Source organism: Nostoc sp. ChiQUE01b (assembly GCF_034531255.1).
Classification (GTDB): Bacteria; Cyanobacteriota; Cyanobacteriia; order Cyanobacteriales; family Nostocaceae; genus Nostoc.
Map to the genome: position 1 here is coordinate 26,593 of NZ_JAVRBM010000006.1, position 16,750 is coordinate 43,342.

The window sequence follows — 16,750 nt, forward strand, 5'->3', positions numbered from 1 at the left end:
TAAGAATATTAGTATATTTATGGCAATTATCACATAAACAATAACTGCGATCGCCTAGTTTTGTCAGGTAAGCGATCGCAAAATAAAATTATTCTGCATACAGTTCATTTGAAATTTTAAATAATAATTAATATTTTGTTACAAGTTGGACTTGTTTGACTGTATATAGTTGTTAAGCAATAAGTACCATAGATAACTCCGATGTAATCTTTAGAGATTGACTTTTGTTTCATACATCTTTACGTTTTCATCATATTCTGGTAAGGCAATAGTGTAAAAACGCTCTTGTGATGTTGCTGATTAACAAAGTTTGGGGGTTTAAGTCCCCTGTCTCTATAGACAGCAGGTTTTGTGTCGGGGTTAAATCCTCGTTACAAAACGTAATTGCGAATTGCTCTCTTCGCAGCGTTAGCGAGTCCGCGTACTCTTACAGAGAAGCAAGCTACGCGCAGCGTCTCGTAGAGAGCGTCATTGCGAATTGCGAATTGGTTTAATCAGTCAATAGGGGCAATCTCGCAAAAACAAATATCTTGGGTGCTTATTACATTGTTTGAAGTTATGTAGCCTTTTGATTACGGCCTATCAACCACTGCGGTAAACTATGCGTTGATTATGATTCTTTCGCAGAGAAGAACACTCGAAAGGAGCCGTTTTTTCAATGTCTCATACCGTAAAAATCTACGATACCTGCATTGGCTGCACCCAATGCGTCCGCGCTTGCCCTACTGATGTACTTGAGATGGTTCCTTGGGATGGCTGTAAAGCTGCTCAAATTGCCTCTTCACCCCGTACAGAAGACTGCGTGGGCTGTAAGCGTTGCGAAACCGCTTGTCCCACCGACTTTTTGAGCATCCGGGTTTACCTGGGCGCTGAAACAACTCGCAGTATGGGTCTAGCTTACTAAAAAGCTGAGTGCTGATCGGAGTGCTGAGTGCTGAGTACTGAGTGCTGAGATAAAAAGAAGTAAATTAAAAATACAATTTTTTGATTCTTCACTCGGAACTCGCAACTCGGCACTCAAGACTTTTAAGTGTCTCAATAGCAATCACCTTTACGATCATAGAGTGGACACTGCCCGCCTTACGAAATCGCAATTTTAGATTAGGGATATAATCTCTGGGTATCTAAATCCTAGAAGCTGTATTTGTACCGTCAAGTCAAAAGCTGACGGGGAACCCGCTGTAAAAAAACCTAAAATCCATAACAAGACCTAGTGGTAGAGGGAGTAAAATACTCCCTTTTTTCTTTGCAAAATGTCCACTTTATGCTACCGACTATACTGGATTTAATCATCCTGAAAAAAAGTGGTGTGAAGAATGTGCGGAATTGTTGGATATATAGGCACTCAAGCGGCGACAGACATTTTACTGGCTGGACTGGAGAAACTAGAGTACAGGGGCTACGATTCGGCTGGAATTGCCACTGTTTGGGAAGGTGAGGTAAATTGTGTGCGGGCAAAGGGTAAACTCCATAACCTGCGTTCTAAACTGGAACAAATAGAAACCCCTGCTCCAATTGGTATTGGTCATACACGCTGGGCAACTCATGGTAAACCAGAAGAATACAACGCCCATCCCCATTTAGATACGGCAAAGCGAGTAGCGGTAGTGCAAAATGGCATTATCGAAAACTACCGCGAGTTACGTGAAGAACTCAAAGCAAAAGGACACGAATTTCGTTCTGAAACTGATACCGAAGTCATTCCCCATCTGATAGCCGAATTTTTAAAGAATCTTCCCCCCTCATCTCCCTTCCTAGAGGCAGTTCGCCAAGCCGTTAACCACTTGCGCGGGGCGTTTGCACTTGCAGTTATTTCTGCTGACTACCCCGATGAATTAATTGTTGTCCGCCAACAAGCACCTTTGGTAATTGGTTTTGGCCAAGGGGAGTTATTTTGTGCGTCTGATACGCCTGCGATCGTTTCCTACACCCGTGCGGTGCTACCTCTGGAAAATGGCGAAATTGCCCGCCTCACACCTTTGGGCGTTGAGATTTACAATTTTGCTGGCGACAGGTTGAAAAAACAACCCCGGCTGCTCAACTTCAATCCTGCAATGGTAGAAAAGCAGGGATTCAAACACTTCATGCTCAAAGAAATTCATGAGCAACCAGGGGTAGTAAGAGCTAGTTTAGACGCATACTTTAATCCAACCGAATCTACCGAATCGCCAATCAATCTTGGTTTACCTGAAGATTTATACAACGATTTAGAACAAATTCAAATCCTCGCCTGTGGTACAAGTTGGCATGCAGCATTAATCGGAAAATATTTACTCGAACAACTAGCAGGAATTTCAACTCAGGTGCATTACGCTTCTGAGTATCGCTATGCACCATCACCCATGACGGCTAACACGTTGATTGTTGGTGTTACCCAATCAGGCGAAACCGCCGATACCCTAGCAGCTTTGGCGATGGAAAAAGAACGTCGCCAGGGGAAAGAACCCAAATATCAAGCGCGACTACTGGGCATTACCAATCGCCCCGAGAGCAGCCTTGGTCATCTAGTACCGCATGTTATCAGTACCCTAGCGGGAATTGAAATTGGGGTAGCAGCGACGAAAACTTTTACCGCCCAACTGATGGCGTTTTATGCATTGGCATTGGATTTAGCCGCTCGTCGTCAGACAGTTTCAAAAGATACATTAGATCAAATTATTAATGGGTTGCGACAGATTCCCAAAGAAATTGAAGCAACTTTAGAAAGTCAGGAACGTTTAACCGAACAGCTAGCCCACGAATTCGCTGAAACCAAAGATTTCATTTTTGTGGGCAGAGGAATTAACTTTCCCATTGCTTTGGAAGGGGCGTTGAAATTAAAAGAAATCAGCTATATTCACGCCGAAGGGTATCCGGCTGGAGAGATGAAACATGGCCCGATCGCTCTATTAGATGCGAAAGTACCAGTAGTTGCGATCGCAATCCCTGGTAGTGTTTACGAAAAAGTTATTTCTAATGCCCAAGAAGCCAAAGCCAGAGATTCTCGGTTAATTGGCGTTACTCCCGTCAACGATGGCGAAGCGGCGGAAATCTTTAACGATATTCTTGCCATCTCTCATGTGGAAGAATTGCTTTCTCCGATTTTGACAGTAGTTCCTTTGCAATTATTGGCTTATCATATTGCTGCCCGTCGCGGTTTGGATGTTGATCAACCTCGTAACCTTGCCAAAAGTGTTACTGTGGAATAGTAGTATTTTATACTTAAGGTTCAGTTGTGGAGGAATAATAAAGTCGTATAACAAATAAAAAAGTTATACAATACATAAAAAAGTTGTACAATTTATCCTGTAGGTGTGTATGTGAGCATCTACAGGAGTTTTTATGGCTAGAAGCAATCAAGATTGGACGCAAGCCAAGTTTGAGCGTTACTTCAAGGAAGGGCGTGGTCAGGGTACTGGTAAAGACTATCAGCCTTGGATAAAGATTCAGGATTTTCCTTCAAAGGGTCGTGTTTCCAGACCCCCAGGTTGGAAAACAAACCGAGAACATCATCTGTTTTCTGATAACGAGAAGCGGCTATTTTATGTGTTTGAGTGGTCTGATGCGATTGTAGATATAAGAGAGCAGTTTCCTCTACTTGACCTTGACTTATCAATGAGTATCGCAGAAAAAATGGCTATTAACCATCCCAAAGACCCTCAAAGTAATACTCCCTATCCTTTAACCACGGATTTTATGCTTTCTGTCAGGCAAGGCGAAAAGATAGTCCAGAAAGCACGAACATTTAAGCTAACCAAGGATTTGGGAAGTAAGTCTGTAGCTGAAAAATTTGAGTTAGAAAAGCGTTACTATGCTGCCAAAGGTATTGATTGGGGAATAATTACAGAAAAAGAAGTTCCTAAACTATTAGCGGAAAATATTGAGTGGGTTCATACTGCTTATAAATTAGAGGAAAATGCAGATATAAATCTCGAAGAACTACGTAACATTGCCAACATTTTAAAGTCCAAGCTTCAGGAAGCTGATTCAAGCATCAATCGAATAACAACGGGTTTAGATAAAGACATGAATATAGAGCCTGGTACATGCCTCTATCTTTTTAGACATCTTATCGCTCGGAAAGAAATCATTATGGATATGTTACTAACCAAAATATCTAGTTCCCCTTCTTCAAAAGAAATTAAAAAGATTATTTAAAATAATACGAGGTGCTTTACATGATTAATGAATTATTTGTCAATGACTTGATTGAATGGATTGATGAATCAGGTAATAACTTCGTAGAACGAGTTCTTTGGATTGATGAAGGATATACTATAGCCTTTGTTTTTGATATAAATACTAAAACAGGATTTCCAGAACCTAAAAAAATTTCAGAGATTATAGAAGCTATTTCTGATAGTCGTGCATTGAAGCTTAAATCAGATCCGTGGGCAAGAATAGTCAGAGATGAAGATTTGTCAGAGAAGGAAAAAGAACTGAGAGATAGAGCTTGGCAAATAATTTCATTTATCATTACTCAAGAACCCTCGGTTTACTATCGAGATTATAGAGGTACTTTAGTTCAGCAGACTATTGAAAAATATAATGCAGGTAGAAGTAAAGGTAAATTAGTAGAAATAAGTGTTTATAAATATTTAAGAAGATTTTGGCAGAGGGGTAAAAATAAAAATGCTCTTCTGCCTGATTATGCAAATTCTGGTGGTAGAGGAAAACCTAAAACATCAGGAGACAAGAAGAGAGGAAGACCAAGAAAATATGCACATGACCAAGAAATTAGTACTGGGGTAAATGTCACAGAGGAGGATAAAAAAATCTTTAGATTTGCAGTTACTAAGTTCTACAACAATCCTAAAGAAAATTTTTTAACTACTGCTTATAATTTGATGATCCAAAATTTTTACCATGAGGATTTTTATTATGATGAGAATGGAGTGAAAAAAAGCATTTTAATCCCTCCAGAAAAACAACCTACATTTACTCAGTTTAAATATTGGTATGAAGTAGAACAAACTGATATTAGGAAGACTATTATATCCCGTAAAGGTTCTAGAAAGTATGCTCTTGAGTATCGGGCTATTACAGGAACCTCACAAATGGAAACGATGGGGCCTGGGTCGAGATATCAAATTGATGCCACAATTGCAGATGTATACTTAGTATCAGAATACAATCGCAACTGGATTATTGGTAGACCTATTATCTATGTGGTTATTGATGTTTTTAGCCGCATGATAACGGGTGTTTATGTTGGCTTGGAAGGGCCATCTTGGGCAGGAGCCATGATGGCTTTAGCCAATGCCGCTACAGACAAGGTAGAGTTTTGCCAAGAATATGGTATTGAAATTTCTGAAAGTGATTGGCCATGCAAGCATGTTCCTGATGCTATTTTGGGCGATCGAGGTGAATTAGCAGGCATGAAGGTAGAAACATTAATCCCTAATTTAAACGTTCGCATTGAAAATGCTGCTCCTTATCGAGCAGATTGGAAAGGTTTAGTTGAAAGACAATTTCGTATTATTCATGGGTATGTAAAACCATTTGTTCCCGGTTATATAGACACAGATTTTAGGCAGAGAGGAGGGCATGACTACCGCCTTGATGGCAGACTTGATATAGAAGAATTTACTAAAATAATTATTTTTTTAATTCTCCAACGGAACAATCATGACTATTTAAGTAATTACAGTAGAGATGAGATGATGATTGCTGATGATATAAATCCGATACCCAGAGAACTGTGGGAGTGGGGAATAGCAAATCGTTCTGGTAGACTCAGAACTTTTCCAGAAGATATTATCAAGTTAAACCTAATGCCAACAGGGCAAGCAACAATTACTGCTCGTGGTATTAAATTTAAAGGAATATACTATACCTGTGATAAAGCAAGAAAAGAATTTTGGTTTGAAAAATCTAGAAGTGGTTTGCTTTCTAAATCAGAAAAATCATTGAATGTTTCATATGATATTCGCCAACTAAACTATATTTATGTGCGCTCTCCCGATGGCAGAGATTTTGAAAAGTGTTTTCTTCTGGATTCCCAAAAACGATACTCCGATAAGAATTTATATGATATCGAATATTTACAGGCATCTGAAGAACTGCAAAAACAAAAAAATTATGGTAAACAGCTACAAGGAAAAGTAGATTTAATGGCAAATATAAAAAGTATAGTTAGTAAAGCTAAAGAAGAGACTGAAGAAGTTTTAGATGACAAAATCAGTAACAGAAAAAAAGTTGCTGGTATCCGAGAGAATAGAGCCTTTGAGAAAGTCAAAAGGCGTAAAAGTGAGAGATTTGAGCTAGCAAAGCAAGAAAAACAAAACATTGTTGAGGCTGCAAATAATCAGCCTTTGGCTGAAGATGAAGATTTAGAGGCATCAAAATCATTGCAGCCTGATCATATGAATTTACTAAGACGCAAGAGACAGGAGCGAAAACGTGGACAGGAATAATGAGGGTGAAGTTGTTAGGATTCCTGATGGAGAATTAGCGGTTATTGCTAAATACATAGATCAAAAACTTCCAGAGTATAACGCTAACCCATTGATTCAGGCGCTACCTCCTATCCTTTCAGCAGAGGAATTTATAGATAAAGTAACAAGAACGCCAGATTTTGATGATGAAGAGAGAAACCTAGAAGCTCGTTATAGATTTCATTGCATCGAGAGGCTTTCTAGATACTTCGATCCCCAAAATAAAACTGTTGAATTACAGAAGAGAATTTGTGCGCTTATAATGACTGGCTATCTGGCTCGGAATGTTCTAAAGCCTGAATATGCAAGTCGCTCTAGGCAAATTTATAATGCAATAAAAGACGGAGGAGGTAAAAACTTAGAAAACTACGTTAATCTTCCTACATCTGCTTCCGGTTTAACCTTGATTGGCCCATCAGGAATGGGGAAGTCTACAAATTTCCAAAATATTCTTAATCTGTATCCTTCGGTCATTCTTCACCCTGAACATAGTGCCTACCAGATAGTTTGGTTGAAGGTTGATTGTCCTCATGCGCGTTCTTTGAAGGGTCTGTGTACTGATATTTTTCTTGCTGTTGACCGGTTGTTGGGCACTAACTACTTCAAAAAATTTGGTTCATCGCGCAACTCTGAAGATTATATGCTTGCTCAAGTTGCTCAGATTGCCCATACTCATCATTTAGGGGTTTTGGTTATAGATGAGATGCAAAATCTTGTTACAGCAAGAAGAAGCAGCTCCGATATGTTGAACTTTTTAGTAAAAATGGACAACACTGTAGGAATTCCAGTAATTCGCGTTGGTACGAATGAGGCTTTTCCCATCCTTCAAGGAAATTTTAGAAATGCTAGGAGAGGAACGGGAGAGGGAAGTGTAATTTGGGACAGGATGGCAAATGATGATGAATGGTATTTTTTTATGGAAGGGATGTGGGACTACCAGTGGACAAAAATGCCAATTCCTTTCTCAAATGAAATTAACGAAGTTTTCTATAACGAAAGTCAAGGAATTATTGATATTGCTGTCAAGCTTTACAAGATGGTTCAATGGAGAGCTATTTCAATAGGTGGTAAAGAAACTATTACTGTAGACCTGATTCGGCAAGCTGCTAAAGATGGGTTGTATTTAGTTAAACCAATGTTGGATGCGATTAGATCAGGTGATAAAGAGTGGATGATTAAGTATAAAGATATTGCTCCTTTAGAAACTACAGAATATGAAAATAGATGTCTATCTGAGATTGATTCTAAAGATTTGAAAGAAATTCGGAGATTAGCCAGAAAGCAGCAGACTCAGTATAAAATATCGCCAAAGCTAAATTATGTAATTATTGAGCTTTTGAATTTGGAAGTAGAACCTGTTAAAGCAAAAGAATGTGCAGAAAAAATAATTATTTCTAGTGATGAAGATGAAGACATTACATCGTTAGTCAAGAAAGCATATACTCTTGCTTTGCAGGGAGAACAAGTCAATAAGAGTCTTGTTAAGACAAATCCAAAGAAAGCTAAATTAAAGTTGCTTGTCGTTTTAAAGTAATCTCATATTAATCACTAAGGTAGTCTAAGTAATAATTTAGCTGCCTCAAATATCATGTATCTGCTTAAAGATAAGGTGGGAAAGATGATTATTGATTGCAGCTTACCTACGCAGATTCCTCCAGAGTCACCTTTAAATCTAACAAAGCAAAGAAAGCTTTTAACGTCTCAGTTACCATACATAGAATTAATTTTTAACCTGATTGGTGAGACAGTACCTCTCGACCACGGCTATGAGCTATTTTCTGCGATCGCTCATTTTGAACCCGAACTTCATAAATTAGATACAGTTGGAATTCACACCATTGCAGGTATTCCCAAAGAAGGCGTAATTCAGCTAACTAAAAATTCTAGGCTTCGGATTCGGCTACCGATGGATCAAGTGCGTTTGGTTTATCCGTTAGCAGGTAAGCCCCTGAGAATTGGCAAGCATACAATTCGTTTGGGAATTCCTGAAATTTCTTTGCTTGAGCCTGCTGAGAAACTGCGATCGCGTATAGTGATTATCCAGGGTTATCAAGAACCAGAATCGTTTTTAGCAGCAGCACAGCGTCAGTTAGAACAACTGGGTATCCAGGGGAAAGCCTTTATTACCAAAAATACTGATGGTAGCCCAAAACGTAGAAGTATCAAAATCAAGCGCTTTACTGTTGTGGGTTTTGGGTTAGAAATCATTAATCTCAACGATGAAGATTCGCTAACATTGCTGAGATATGGCATTGGGGGAAAACGTAAGATGGGCTGTGGCGTTTTTGTGCCTGTGAAGAGAAAGGGAAACGCAAGTTAAAGCTGGTTTTAACTACTACCCAATATAAGTTTGAGAGTATTTCCCAGAAATAAATAAGATGTCCGTAGTAGCTAGTGTTGTCAACCCCAAAATTCAGTTAAATTTGGGCGATCCAAGCATAACTTGGATACATCGTGCTGGCATAGCAGGGCTGTGGATGACCCTCAAGCAACTAGAAAAACTATACCCAATACCTGCGGAACGACCTGGTAATTTAAGTTGGTTGCTGACTCCTCGCAGCATCAGCCTTGAATGGCAAGGGCAGGATTTTGTAGTTTTAGACTGGCTTCTAAAGCAATCTTTTCAGATTAATGAAGAAGGTCTAATTTCGCTGACAGGCTTAAATACGCATTCAATCAATATTGAAACACAAATTAATATTCACTTGGGAATAACAGGAACGTTTCTCCAACATAACCAGGTTTTTAAATTTGACGGTGGTAAATCCTGGTCATTAATAGTTGATGGTAGAAAAATCGATGTCGAGTATAAGAAAGCAGTTTCCTATACTCATCAACATTTTGCTAAACAACTCTGTGATAAACAAGGTCAATTATTTGGACGATCAATTGGTGTAGCAGGGTGGCTATATCCGGGATCTGTAGTTCGTCATGTCGCTTTTACAAAAGAAACTAAGTTTGAAGAGAAACCACAATTGGCTTTTGCTCTTTTATATGCTCCTGTTGCTTGCCACTACTTTGTTTTGCGATCGCATACCAAACTGGAACATACACAGTATGCCCTAGTTATACCTGAAGTGGTTGACTTAGAAATTTATGCCCATAAATACTGGAATTTGGGAAACTTAGATTACAAGGGTTTCAATGTATCTAGCTTAGGAGATGCTGCATTAAGATACCTCACTTACGAAACAATTATAGAATTGGCTATACTCGATCAAGTAAAACGATGCCAAGTAATATTATTTGGAACGGTAGTTTGGTCAAAGCAGCAAAAAACTCGCATAGAAATAGCAGTGATAGAAGCGACTGAAATAATAGACTTTATCTATAAGCTTAGTCGAATTTATTTTCCAGAGTACCAAATTATTCAGTATAAAAATAAAAATTTTATCATTAGCAATACCTTTAGGGGAACAATTGCCAATAACTTAGTAAAGGGCTTTCCTTGGTGGGCTAATTTATATAAAATCTTTAAACATGAAAGTTTATTGAAACTCATTTCTAATGATGGAGTTTATAAGATGATTCAAAACTCTGAATGGAATCTAGAAAGTCAAAAACTCTTTATTAAAGCTTGTCATGAGGCATTGAAGAAAATATACGCTAAAATTTATGGACGAACAAATGAGGGTCAATATGCTCAAATTGAACGAGAAAACACACGTATTTTATCGCAACTAGGACGTTGTACAAATGCTGAAAATTTTCGGAAATTTATTGCGGAGTTTTGGGGAAGAGCAGGTCAACTTTCCATTTTAGAAAAACACTGGGAAGAATTACTGCCATTAACTTCTGGTATCATGGATTGGAAAGTTGCCAGAGATTTAACTTTTATTGCTCTTGCTAGTTATCCAAAAAGCAATATGGTTGAAAAATAACTATTGAAAATCTCTGATTCTAATAGTGAATAATTCCACTTTTTTTACTTAATAAAACACAAAACATAAATTTAATAGGCAATTTTAAATGTTCCATTTATTCGGTAATATCTTGACCAGCTATGGAACCGCAGCTAATAATCGTGGGGAAAATGAAGGGAACATAACTACCTTACAAAAATTAATTTGGAAAGGTGAAGTTCATACTACTATTTCATCTGAAGCAATTCGCTGGGCATTACGGTACTACTGGCAAAATGTTGGCTATCCCGTGAATCGACATTGGGATGAGAATGCTCAACCAGTAGCGAATCATGTTTGGCAAGACCCCAACTTTGATGAGATTCGCTTCATTGATGATGATATTTTGGGATTTATGCAGGCAGAAGCAGCAAAAGTGGAAGCGTCAGATGAGGCTGAAGGTGAAGTAGAGCAAACATCCCAAGATGATCATAAAAAAAGTTCTAAAGCTAAGGACAAGCAAACTTCTCCACGTAAAGGCAAGCAAAAACCTAAAGGGAAAATAACTGCTAGACGAGGTGTATTAGAAGTTACTCGTGCAGTCTCAATGATAGCCTTTACGGGAGACATTACCTTTAATGCTGTTAGTGGAGTCAAAGGACGAAATTCTCTTTATGCCACAGAGATTCATGCTACTCGTTATCAATATGGTTTTGCATTGACACCCGATAGTCTCAAAGATAAATCTCGCATCCATGCTGTTCTAGATGGTTTAGTTTCGATTGGTGAAGTGGCGGGAAATCATGCTCGTTTTTTGTATGATTTCTCTCCTGAAAGTATTGTACTGCGGTGGACACATGATTTTTCACCTCGTTTTCTATATTGCTTTGAGCAAGACGAACTGGGAAATATGTCAGTATCAAACTTAGTGCGACAGGTAGAAGTAGGAGATATTGATCCCAAAGAATTATGGATTGGAGGTTTAATTTCTCAGGGTTTAGAAGACTTAGGAGCAAATGTGTTTCCTGGAGTGAAATCCGCAGTTAATGCGCTAAAACAGGTCATTGCTGAAGATTTACAGTTGTCATCAGGGAGGGACTAAGTGACGACAATTGCTTTGAAAGTTGAAGTACCTATTGCTTGTTTTCGTCACTCCCGTGCTAGAGAATACGCTGAAACGTATCCAGTCCCTCCACCTTCTACAGTGTACGGGATGTTACTTTCTATAATTGGTGAGACAGATCGTTATAAGCATTGTGGAACTCAATTAGCGATCGCACTCTTGTCTAAACCAGAGAAATCTATTGTAATTCGGACTTTTCGCAGGTTTAAAACGAAAGATATCCACAACCCTAAGAATGCTAAACCTGATTATCAAGAGTTACTAACGAACGTTGAGTTTGTAGTTTGGGTGAAAACAGACAAAGCAAAGCCTACTTTACCAGAACTTTTGCAGCAGGCATTTGCGAACCCAGCTTCTATTAATCGATTTGGTGGACTGTGTTTAGGTGAAAGCCGCGATCTAGTCAATACTGTTACTCTTTTACCTGAGAACTATGATGGTGAGTCGCTGTGGTGGTTAGTTATAGATGAAGATGGTTCGCTAACTCTACCCTACTGGGTTGACCATGTTGGGTCTAAGAGAACGTGCTGGCAGTGTTATGAGCTTCAAGAGTCCCAAGTATGGCAACCACCGGATTTATCGTGGACTACAATTCAAACTAGTTAAAAAAAGAGGATATTTAGATTTTGGCAAGGATATCTGCTTGTTGCGCCGACACAAAGAGATAAAAAATCGGTATTCTTTACTGAATCAGCAATCTAGCGCTTTCACCATGATTTAGGATACTTGCAATTCCTCAGAAAGTTCCAATAATAAGCCTTCTGAGCGTTGTTAAGTTAGCCTAGCCCATTAAATTTTGCAAATTTAGTGCCTCCTAATGACAGGTGCTTGTAAGATCATCTACAAGACCTGATGGATTAACATGTTTAGCCATCGCTGTTCTTTAACATTAGATGTCGTAAGACGTTGAGCAGTATCGTCATGGGCTGCGCGTCAACGAACTTACCCGGTTCTTTAACATTAGATGTCGTAAGACGTTGAGCAGTGAAATTGCCGCTATGCCATCACATCAAACGCAGAAGTTCTTTAACATTAGATGTCGTAAGACGTTGAGCAGCTATCAAAGATTTCTTCGTGGCTTAAATTTAGGTGTTCTTTAACATTAGATGTCGTAAGACGTTGAGCAGGCTCAATATCCGAACTTAATCAACCAGTGCGAGTTAAGTTCTTTAACATTAGATGTCGTAAGACGTTGAGCAGGCTCAATATCCGAACTTAATCAACCAGTGCGAGTTAAGTTCTTTAACATTAGATGTCGTAAGACGTTGAGCAGAAAATCCTTAAAAGCGATCGCCGCTACCTTGCTAAGTTCTTTAACATTAGATGTCGTAAGACGTTGAGCAGGTGGGGGTGCCGGCAATTGACTACCGCGAAATGCAAGTTCTTTAACATTTAGATGTCATAAGACGTTGAGCAGAATTATACTGCTCTTTATCATAGGTTATACTTCAACTACTCTCTTCACTGGAAATTTTTGCACGGATTTGTTCCCATTGCTCAATCTGCTTATGTAATTGCAATTTGCGATCGCTCTCAACTGCACCAAGACCAGTAAACAAACCCTGACCATTCAACTGATCGCGGTAAATAGCAATCAATTCGGTCAGTGCTTTTTTACAGCTTCCATCTCCTCCTCAGTGAAGGAATTTGTATCTAAGCAAATCAGTCGTCTGCCAATTCTCTCCACAAGCTCCGACCTGCTTAGATCAAAATTGGAGGCGATCGCATCTAATCCTTCAATACCAGTGGGAGTAAGGGCTAGGTTGACCCTTTTCTTAACCTCGTCGTACATCTCTGGTACGTCTTTTTGTCCTTTTTGCCCTTTCTTTCCCATTACTACCCAGCTATTACACACCTCCTAAATCATAGTCAATAGCAAGAACTACGGGTAGATTCTATAAATTTAGGACTTAAGCATTGACAAAAAACTGACTATTGCATATCTGGTGCATTAATGCTGGGTACGAGCGCTGATCTTCATAGTAGATGATTATTATCTGTAAGAAATCTAAAATTAAGGAACTTCAGTGATTTTACTATTAGAAGAAAGCCTGAAGCATCTTATGATAAGAGAAAAATTTAAAAAAATAAAATAGTATGGGTACTCAAAGGGTAATTATAACTTATATGGATGGTTCGGTTTTATAAAAGGATATGAATCCAGAAGAATTGATTGAATTCATAAAATCAGTTAATCATATTAAAATTGTAGAAATAAAATTACCAATTAAATCTAATCCAATAAACCACTAGATTTAAATTTGCAAATTTACGTGCTTAAATAGAAAGGTTTAAATTTTATAATTAAGCTAAATGTTAGGTGCAGAAATAATGTACTCAATAGGGGCTTATCAAGTTCCTGTTACAACACAAGCGAACACTTCTATCCAAGTCAGCCTAAAACCTGCTAAAAAAGAGGATATGATTATTTCTGATAAATGGAGTTTTAATTGGAAAGAATTATGGGAAAAAACAGATTTTGAATACCAAAATATTATTAAGCTTTCTTATAAAGATAATATATTAGGTTTCATTAAATATGCCGTTTACGTGTCTGAGGAAAATATACCTTATGCACTAGAAGTATTACAGTTAGAATCTGTACCAAAAAGCACAAGACAAGTTGCTCCCATAGGACAATGGCTTCTTTGGTATGTATCTCAGGTAGCATTAAGTTTTTGCACTTTAAATGAAAATGATGAAGTTTTGGTTTATCTTGACTCTTTGGAGGAAGCTATCCCATACTATAAGGATATCATTAAGATGGAACCTAAAGGCTGGGTTACAATTGCCCCAGGAGAAGACGGTTATGCCTTCCAATTTACTGTTACAGGAGCAAGAGACTTCTGTGAAAGACAAACAAACACATACGGACACTCACAAAGAATTTACTCCTAATCAGGTTAGAGTAGGCTATAAAACTGAAATGAGCCACCAAGAACGGCAAAAATGGCTTAAAACAAGGACTTATTCCCAAGAAAAGCCTCTTCATATTCCTGCTTAAGGGGTAGTTTAAAGTGATCGATAAAGTCTAGACAAAACTGAAAACGTCAGATGCACTAAAATCTGAGTGCCAACTTTAACGCACTAACTTAAAATTTAAGTCAGTTTAAACAACCCTGTTAAATTTAACAGGGTTGTTTGTTTTAAGTTAAACAATCTCAGGTATAGGGCTAGCCTTTCAAGGTAATAAATTCCTCTTTAAGCTCTTTACTCTGTGTACCATGCGGTTAAAAAACATACTTCAAAACCGCATAGTCACAGAGAGCGCTGAGAAAAAATAAGAGATTTTACGAGTGACCTTGAAAGGGCTAGTCCTAAAATTGTTCAAAGGTATTTAGTTATCGTGTAATACCTAAATTTACGATACGATAGGCATTGTGTAATACCTAAAGTATTGGTTATAGGGGACAAAATCCTCATAATTTTGTTTGCTGTGGAAAATTGGTGCGGATAGCGATCGCCACAAACTTGAAACACTCTGGAATTTACAAAAATATCTTTTCCGGTTTCAAAATGAGAAAGAATTTATGCTTGGCTTTTTTCCAGCCCCTTATCCAGATGAAATTTTATACAGTATCTTGGCTCGTTACCACATTAGGAGTGGTAACACCAGTCCAAAAATAACTCTAAGGGAGCTATTTAATTCTCAAGGCGTAATAGCTACTGTTGACTTACCTTCTAACCTGAATTCGTTGATTGAAAATCTCCAATTTATCTCGAATTATCAAGTAGAAGATTTGATATATAAATATACCCTCTATCCTTTCTACAGTGTTTTTCTGCCACCGAAAAGAGCCACCCAGGTGATGGAGTCAATGAAGGCAGATTTCGGAGGAGACATTCATACCAGAACCGGGATTATGGCGAGTTCGTTGAAGTCTTACTGGCATAAGCTACACCAAACACCAGGGGTTCTGGTTTGCCCAGTTCATGGTGTGACTTTGCAAGATAGCACAATTCCCATGCAAGGTTTTAACAGGCATGAATACTATGCTGCAAGCCAAGAAAATTGTCCTGTTGTACCGATACAACAGATTTACAGTCAAGAAACTTTAAAGAAATTGCGACTGCTAGCTCAAGATATTTCATGGTTGATAAATAATAATCTTTTCTCTAGAGAACTAGAGTGGTTTCAAAGAAAATATATAGCTTTATTGATTGAAAAGGATTTTGCAACTGCAAACAGGCGAGTAAACCAGAAGAGATTAGTAGATAGTTTCTTGTTCTTTTATGGTGCTGAAATGCTTGAGGCTGTTAACTCGATGGTGAATTACGAAAATGAGCAAAACTGGCTATTCAGCATTGTCAGGAAGCATAGAAAGTCATTCCATCCCATCAGACACCTACTCCTAATTAGATTTCTGACGAATTCTATCGAGGAATTTTTCAACACGGATTATGAGTATAAACCTTTTGGTGAAGGATCTTGGCTGTGTCTAAATGCTGCGGTAGATCATTACCTCAAGCCAGTAATAACTAATCTTGTTGTCACTCACTGTTTGAATAATAAAAAACCGTTAGGTACTTTTTCTTGTTCCTGTGGGATGGTTTATTGTAGAACTGGCCCTGATAAAACTGATGAAGACAAGCTACGAATTGGCAAAGTTTTGACTTACGGTCAATTTTGGGAGCAGAAGCTAAAACAACTCATAGAAATCCAAAAATTAGGTCTACGAGAGACAGCAAGACGGCTCAATGTCGATCCCAGAACAGTAAACCGCTATACTGCCATACTTAAGCTAAAAACTTTTTGGAAATCTTCACAGGAAAATCGGCTAGTAGACTTACAGGAAGTTTTAGACTCAAATCTAAATTTAGCCAGCGATCGCAAAGTAAAATACAGGGAAGCTTGGAAAGCTTTACTACAGCAGTACCCAGAGGCATCGAAAACTACTCTTAGGGCATTAGCTAAGGCAACATATATTTGGCTATACAGAAACGATAAAGAGTGGCTCAACAAAAATTCGCCTTCTTTAAAAATGCCTCTCCCTTGCATCAGTAAAGTTGACTGGATAGAAAGAGACAAGCAAGTTCTCGAAAAGGTAAAAAATGCTGTGCGATCGCTTCTGAGTGCAGAAAAACCCGCGAGAATAACTATTGGCAAGATAGGCAAAGCTATTGGCTTACTGGCACTACTCGAAAAACATTTGTCAGAAATGCCAGTGACTAAGGTTTATTTAGAATCAGTGACAGAAACTGTAGAGGATTTTCAGATTAGGCGTATTAAGTGGGCAATTCAGCGGCTTGATGATTGCGGAGAAGAAATTCAGCCTTGGAAGGTGATTAGACTTGCTGCACTACGAGAAAATTGCTCACAGAGAGTAAAAGCAGCTTTAGAAAGCGAGCTTTATAAACAACCCGATTAA

General features: G+C 38.4%; 13 protein-coding genes and 1 CRISPR repeat array. Of the genes, 11 read left to right on the forward strand and 2 right to left on the reverse strand.

Annotation, left to right across the window (positions count from 1 at the left end):
* The first annotated feature begins 658 nt into the window (after positions 1-658).
* The 9 genes from psaC to cas5 all read left to right on the forward strand — a co-directional run bounded on the left by psaC (position 659) and on the right by cas5 (position 11,987).
* Positions 659-904, forward strand: a complete 246-nt coding sequence (gene psaC / locus RMY63_RS06020; protein ID WP_012411495.1) for a photosystem I iron-sulfur center protein PsaC — start codon at positions 659-661, stop codon at positions 902-904.
* A gap of 412 nt (positions 905-1,316) precedes the next feature.
* Complete coding sequence (glmS, locus tag RMY63_RS06025) at positions 1,317-3,188, forward strand: glutamine--fructose-6-phosphate transaminase (isomerizing) (protein WP_322727831.1); 1,872 nt, start codon at positions 1,317-1,319, stop codon at positions 3,186-3,188.
* A gap of 133 nt (positions 3,189-3,321) precedes the next feature.
* Positions 3,322-4,137 carry a TnsA endonuclease C-terminal domain-containing protein gene (locus RMY63_RS06030; protein WP_322727832.1) on the forward strand — a complete coding sequence of 272 codons (816 nt, stop codon included), beginning with the start codon at positions 3,322-3,324 and terminating at the stop codon, positions 4,135-4,137.
* A gap of 20 nt (positions 4,138-4,157) precedes the next feature.
* Positions 4,158-6,395, forward strand: coding sequence for a Mu transposase C-terminal domain-containing protein (locus RMY63_RS06035; RefSeq protein WP_322727833.1), 2,238 nt, complete (start codon positions 4,158-4,160; stop codon positions 6,393-6,395).
* Entirely contained in the window at positions 6,382-7,950 is a 1,569-nt protein-coding gene (locus RMY63_RS06040; protein ID WP_322727834.1) for an ATP-binding protein, read from the forward strand. The genes RMY63_RS06035 and RMY63_RS06040 overlap by 14 nt, the downstream gene beginning before the upstream one ends.
* An 84-nt stretch (positions 7,951-8,034) precedes the next feature.
* Positions 8,035-8,736: a type I-MYXAN CRISPR-associated protein Cas6/Cmx6 gene (cas6, locus tag RMY63_RS06045; RefSeq protein ID WP_322727835.1), complete on the forward strand. Its 702-nt coding sequence runs from the start codon at positions 8,035-8,037 to the stop codon at positions 8,734-8,736.
* 58 nt (positions 8,737-8,794) lie between these two features.
* Positions 8,795-10,297 (forward strand): type I-MYXAN CRISPR-associated Cas8a1/Cmx1, encoded by a 1,503-nt coding sequence (gene cas8a1 / locus RMY63_RS06050; RefSeq protein WP_322727836.1) that lies wholly within the window; start codon positions 8,795-8,797, stop codon positions 10,295-10,297.
* Positions 10,298-10,385: 88 nt separating this feature from the next.
* The gene (locus RMY63_RS06055; RefSeq protein ID WP_322727837.1) at positions 10,386-11,360 is read left to right on the forward strand and encodes a DevR family CRISPR-associated autoregulator; all 975 of its coding nucleotides are present in this window, start codon (positions 10,386-10,388) and stop codon (positions 11,358-11,360) included.
* A complete protein-coding gene (gene cas5, locus RMY63_RS06060) occupies positions 11,361-11,987 on the forward strand; it encodes a type I-MYXAN CRISPR-associated protein Cas5/Cmx5/DevS (RefSeq protein WP_322727838.1) in 627 nt (208 codons plus the stop codon).
* Positions 11,988-12,259: 272 nt separating this feature from the next.
* A CRISPR array of direct repeats spans positions 12,260-12,725; the repeat unit is 36 nt; unit sequence GTTCTTTAACATTAGATGTCGTAAGACGTTGAGCAG.
* 104 nt (positions 12,726-12,829) lie between these two features.
* On the opposite strand, the gene RMY63_RS06065 is transcribed toward cas5, so the two are convergent.
* Both RMY63_RS06065 and RMY63_RS06070 read right to left on the reverse strand, forming a co-directional pair.
* The gene (locus RMY63_RS06065; RefSeq protein ID WP_322727839.1) at positions 12,830-12,979 is read right to left on the reverse strand and encodes a hypothetical protein; all 150 of its coding nucleotides are present in this window, start codon (positions 12,977-12,979) and stop codon (positions 12,830-12,832) included.
* Positions 12,980-12,984: 5 nt separating this feature from the next.
* On the reverse strand, positions 12,985-13,215 hold the full coding sequence (locus RMY63_RS06070; protein ID WP_322727840.1) for a hypothetical protein: 231 nt from the start codon (positions 13,213-13,215) through the stop codon (positions 12,985-12,987).
* A 479-nt stretch (positions 13,216-13,694) separates the two neighbouring features.
* On the opposite strand from RMY63_RS06070, the gene RMY63_RS06075 reads away from it, so the two are divergent.
* Both RMY63_RS06075 and RMY63_RS06080 read left to right on the forward strand, forming a co-directional pair.
* Positions 13,695-14,279, forward strand: coding sequence for a hypothetical protein (locus tag RMY63_RS06075; RefSeq protein ID WP_322727841.1), 585 nt, complete (start codon positions 13,695-13,697; stop codon positions 14,277-14,279).
* Between the two features lie 533 nt (positions 14,280-14,812).
* Positions 14,813-16,750 carry a TnsD family transposase gene (locus tag RMY63_RS06080; protein WP_322727842.1) on the forward strand — a complete coding sequence of 646 codons (1,938 nt, stop codon included), beginning with the start codon at positions 14,813-14,815 and terminating at the stop codon, positions 16,748-16,750.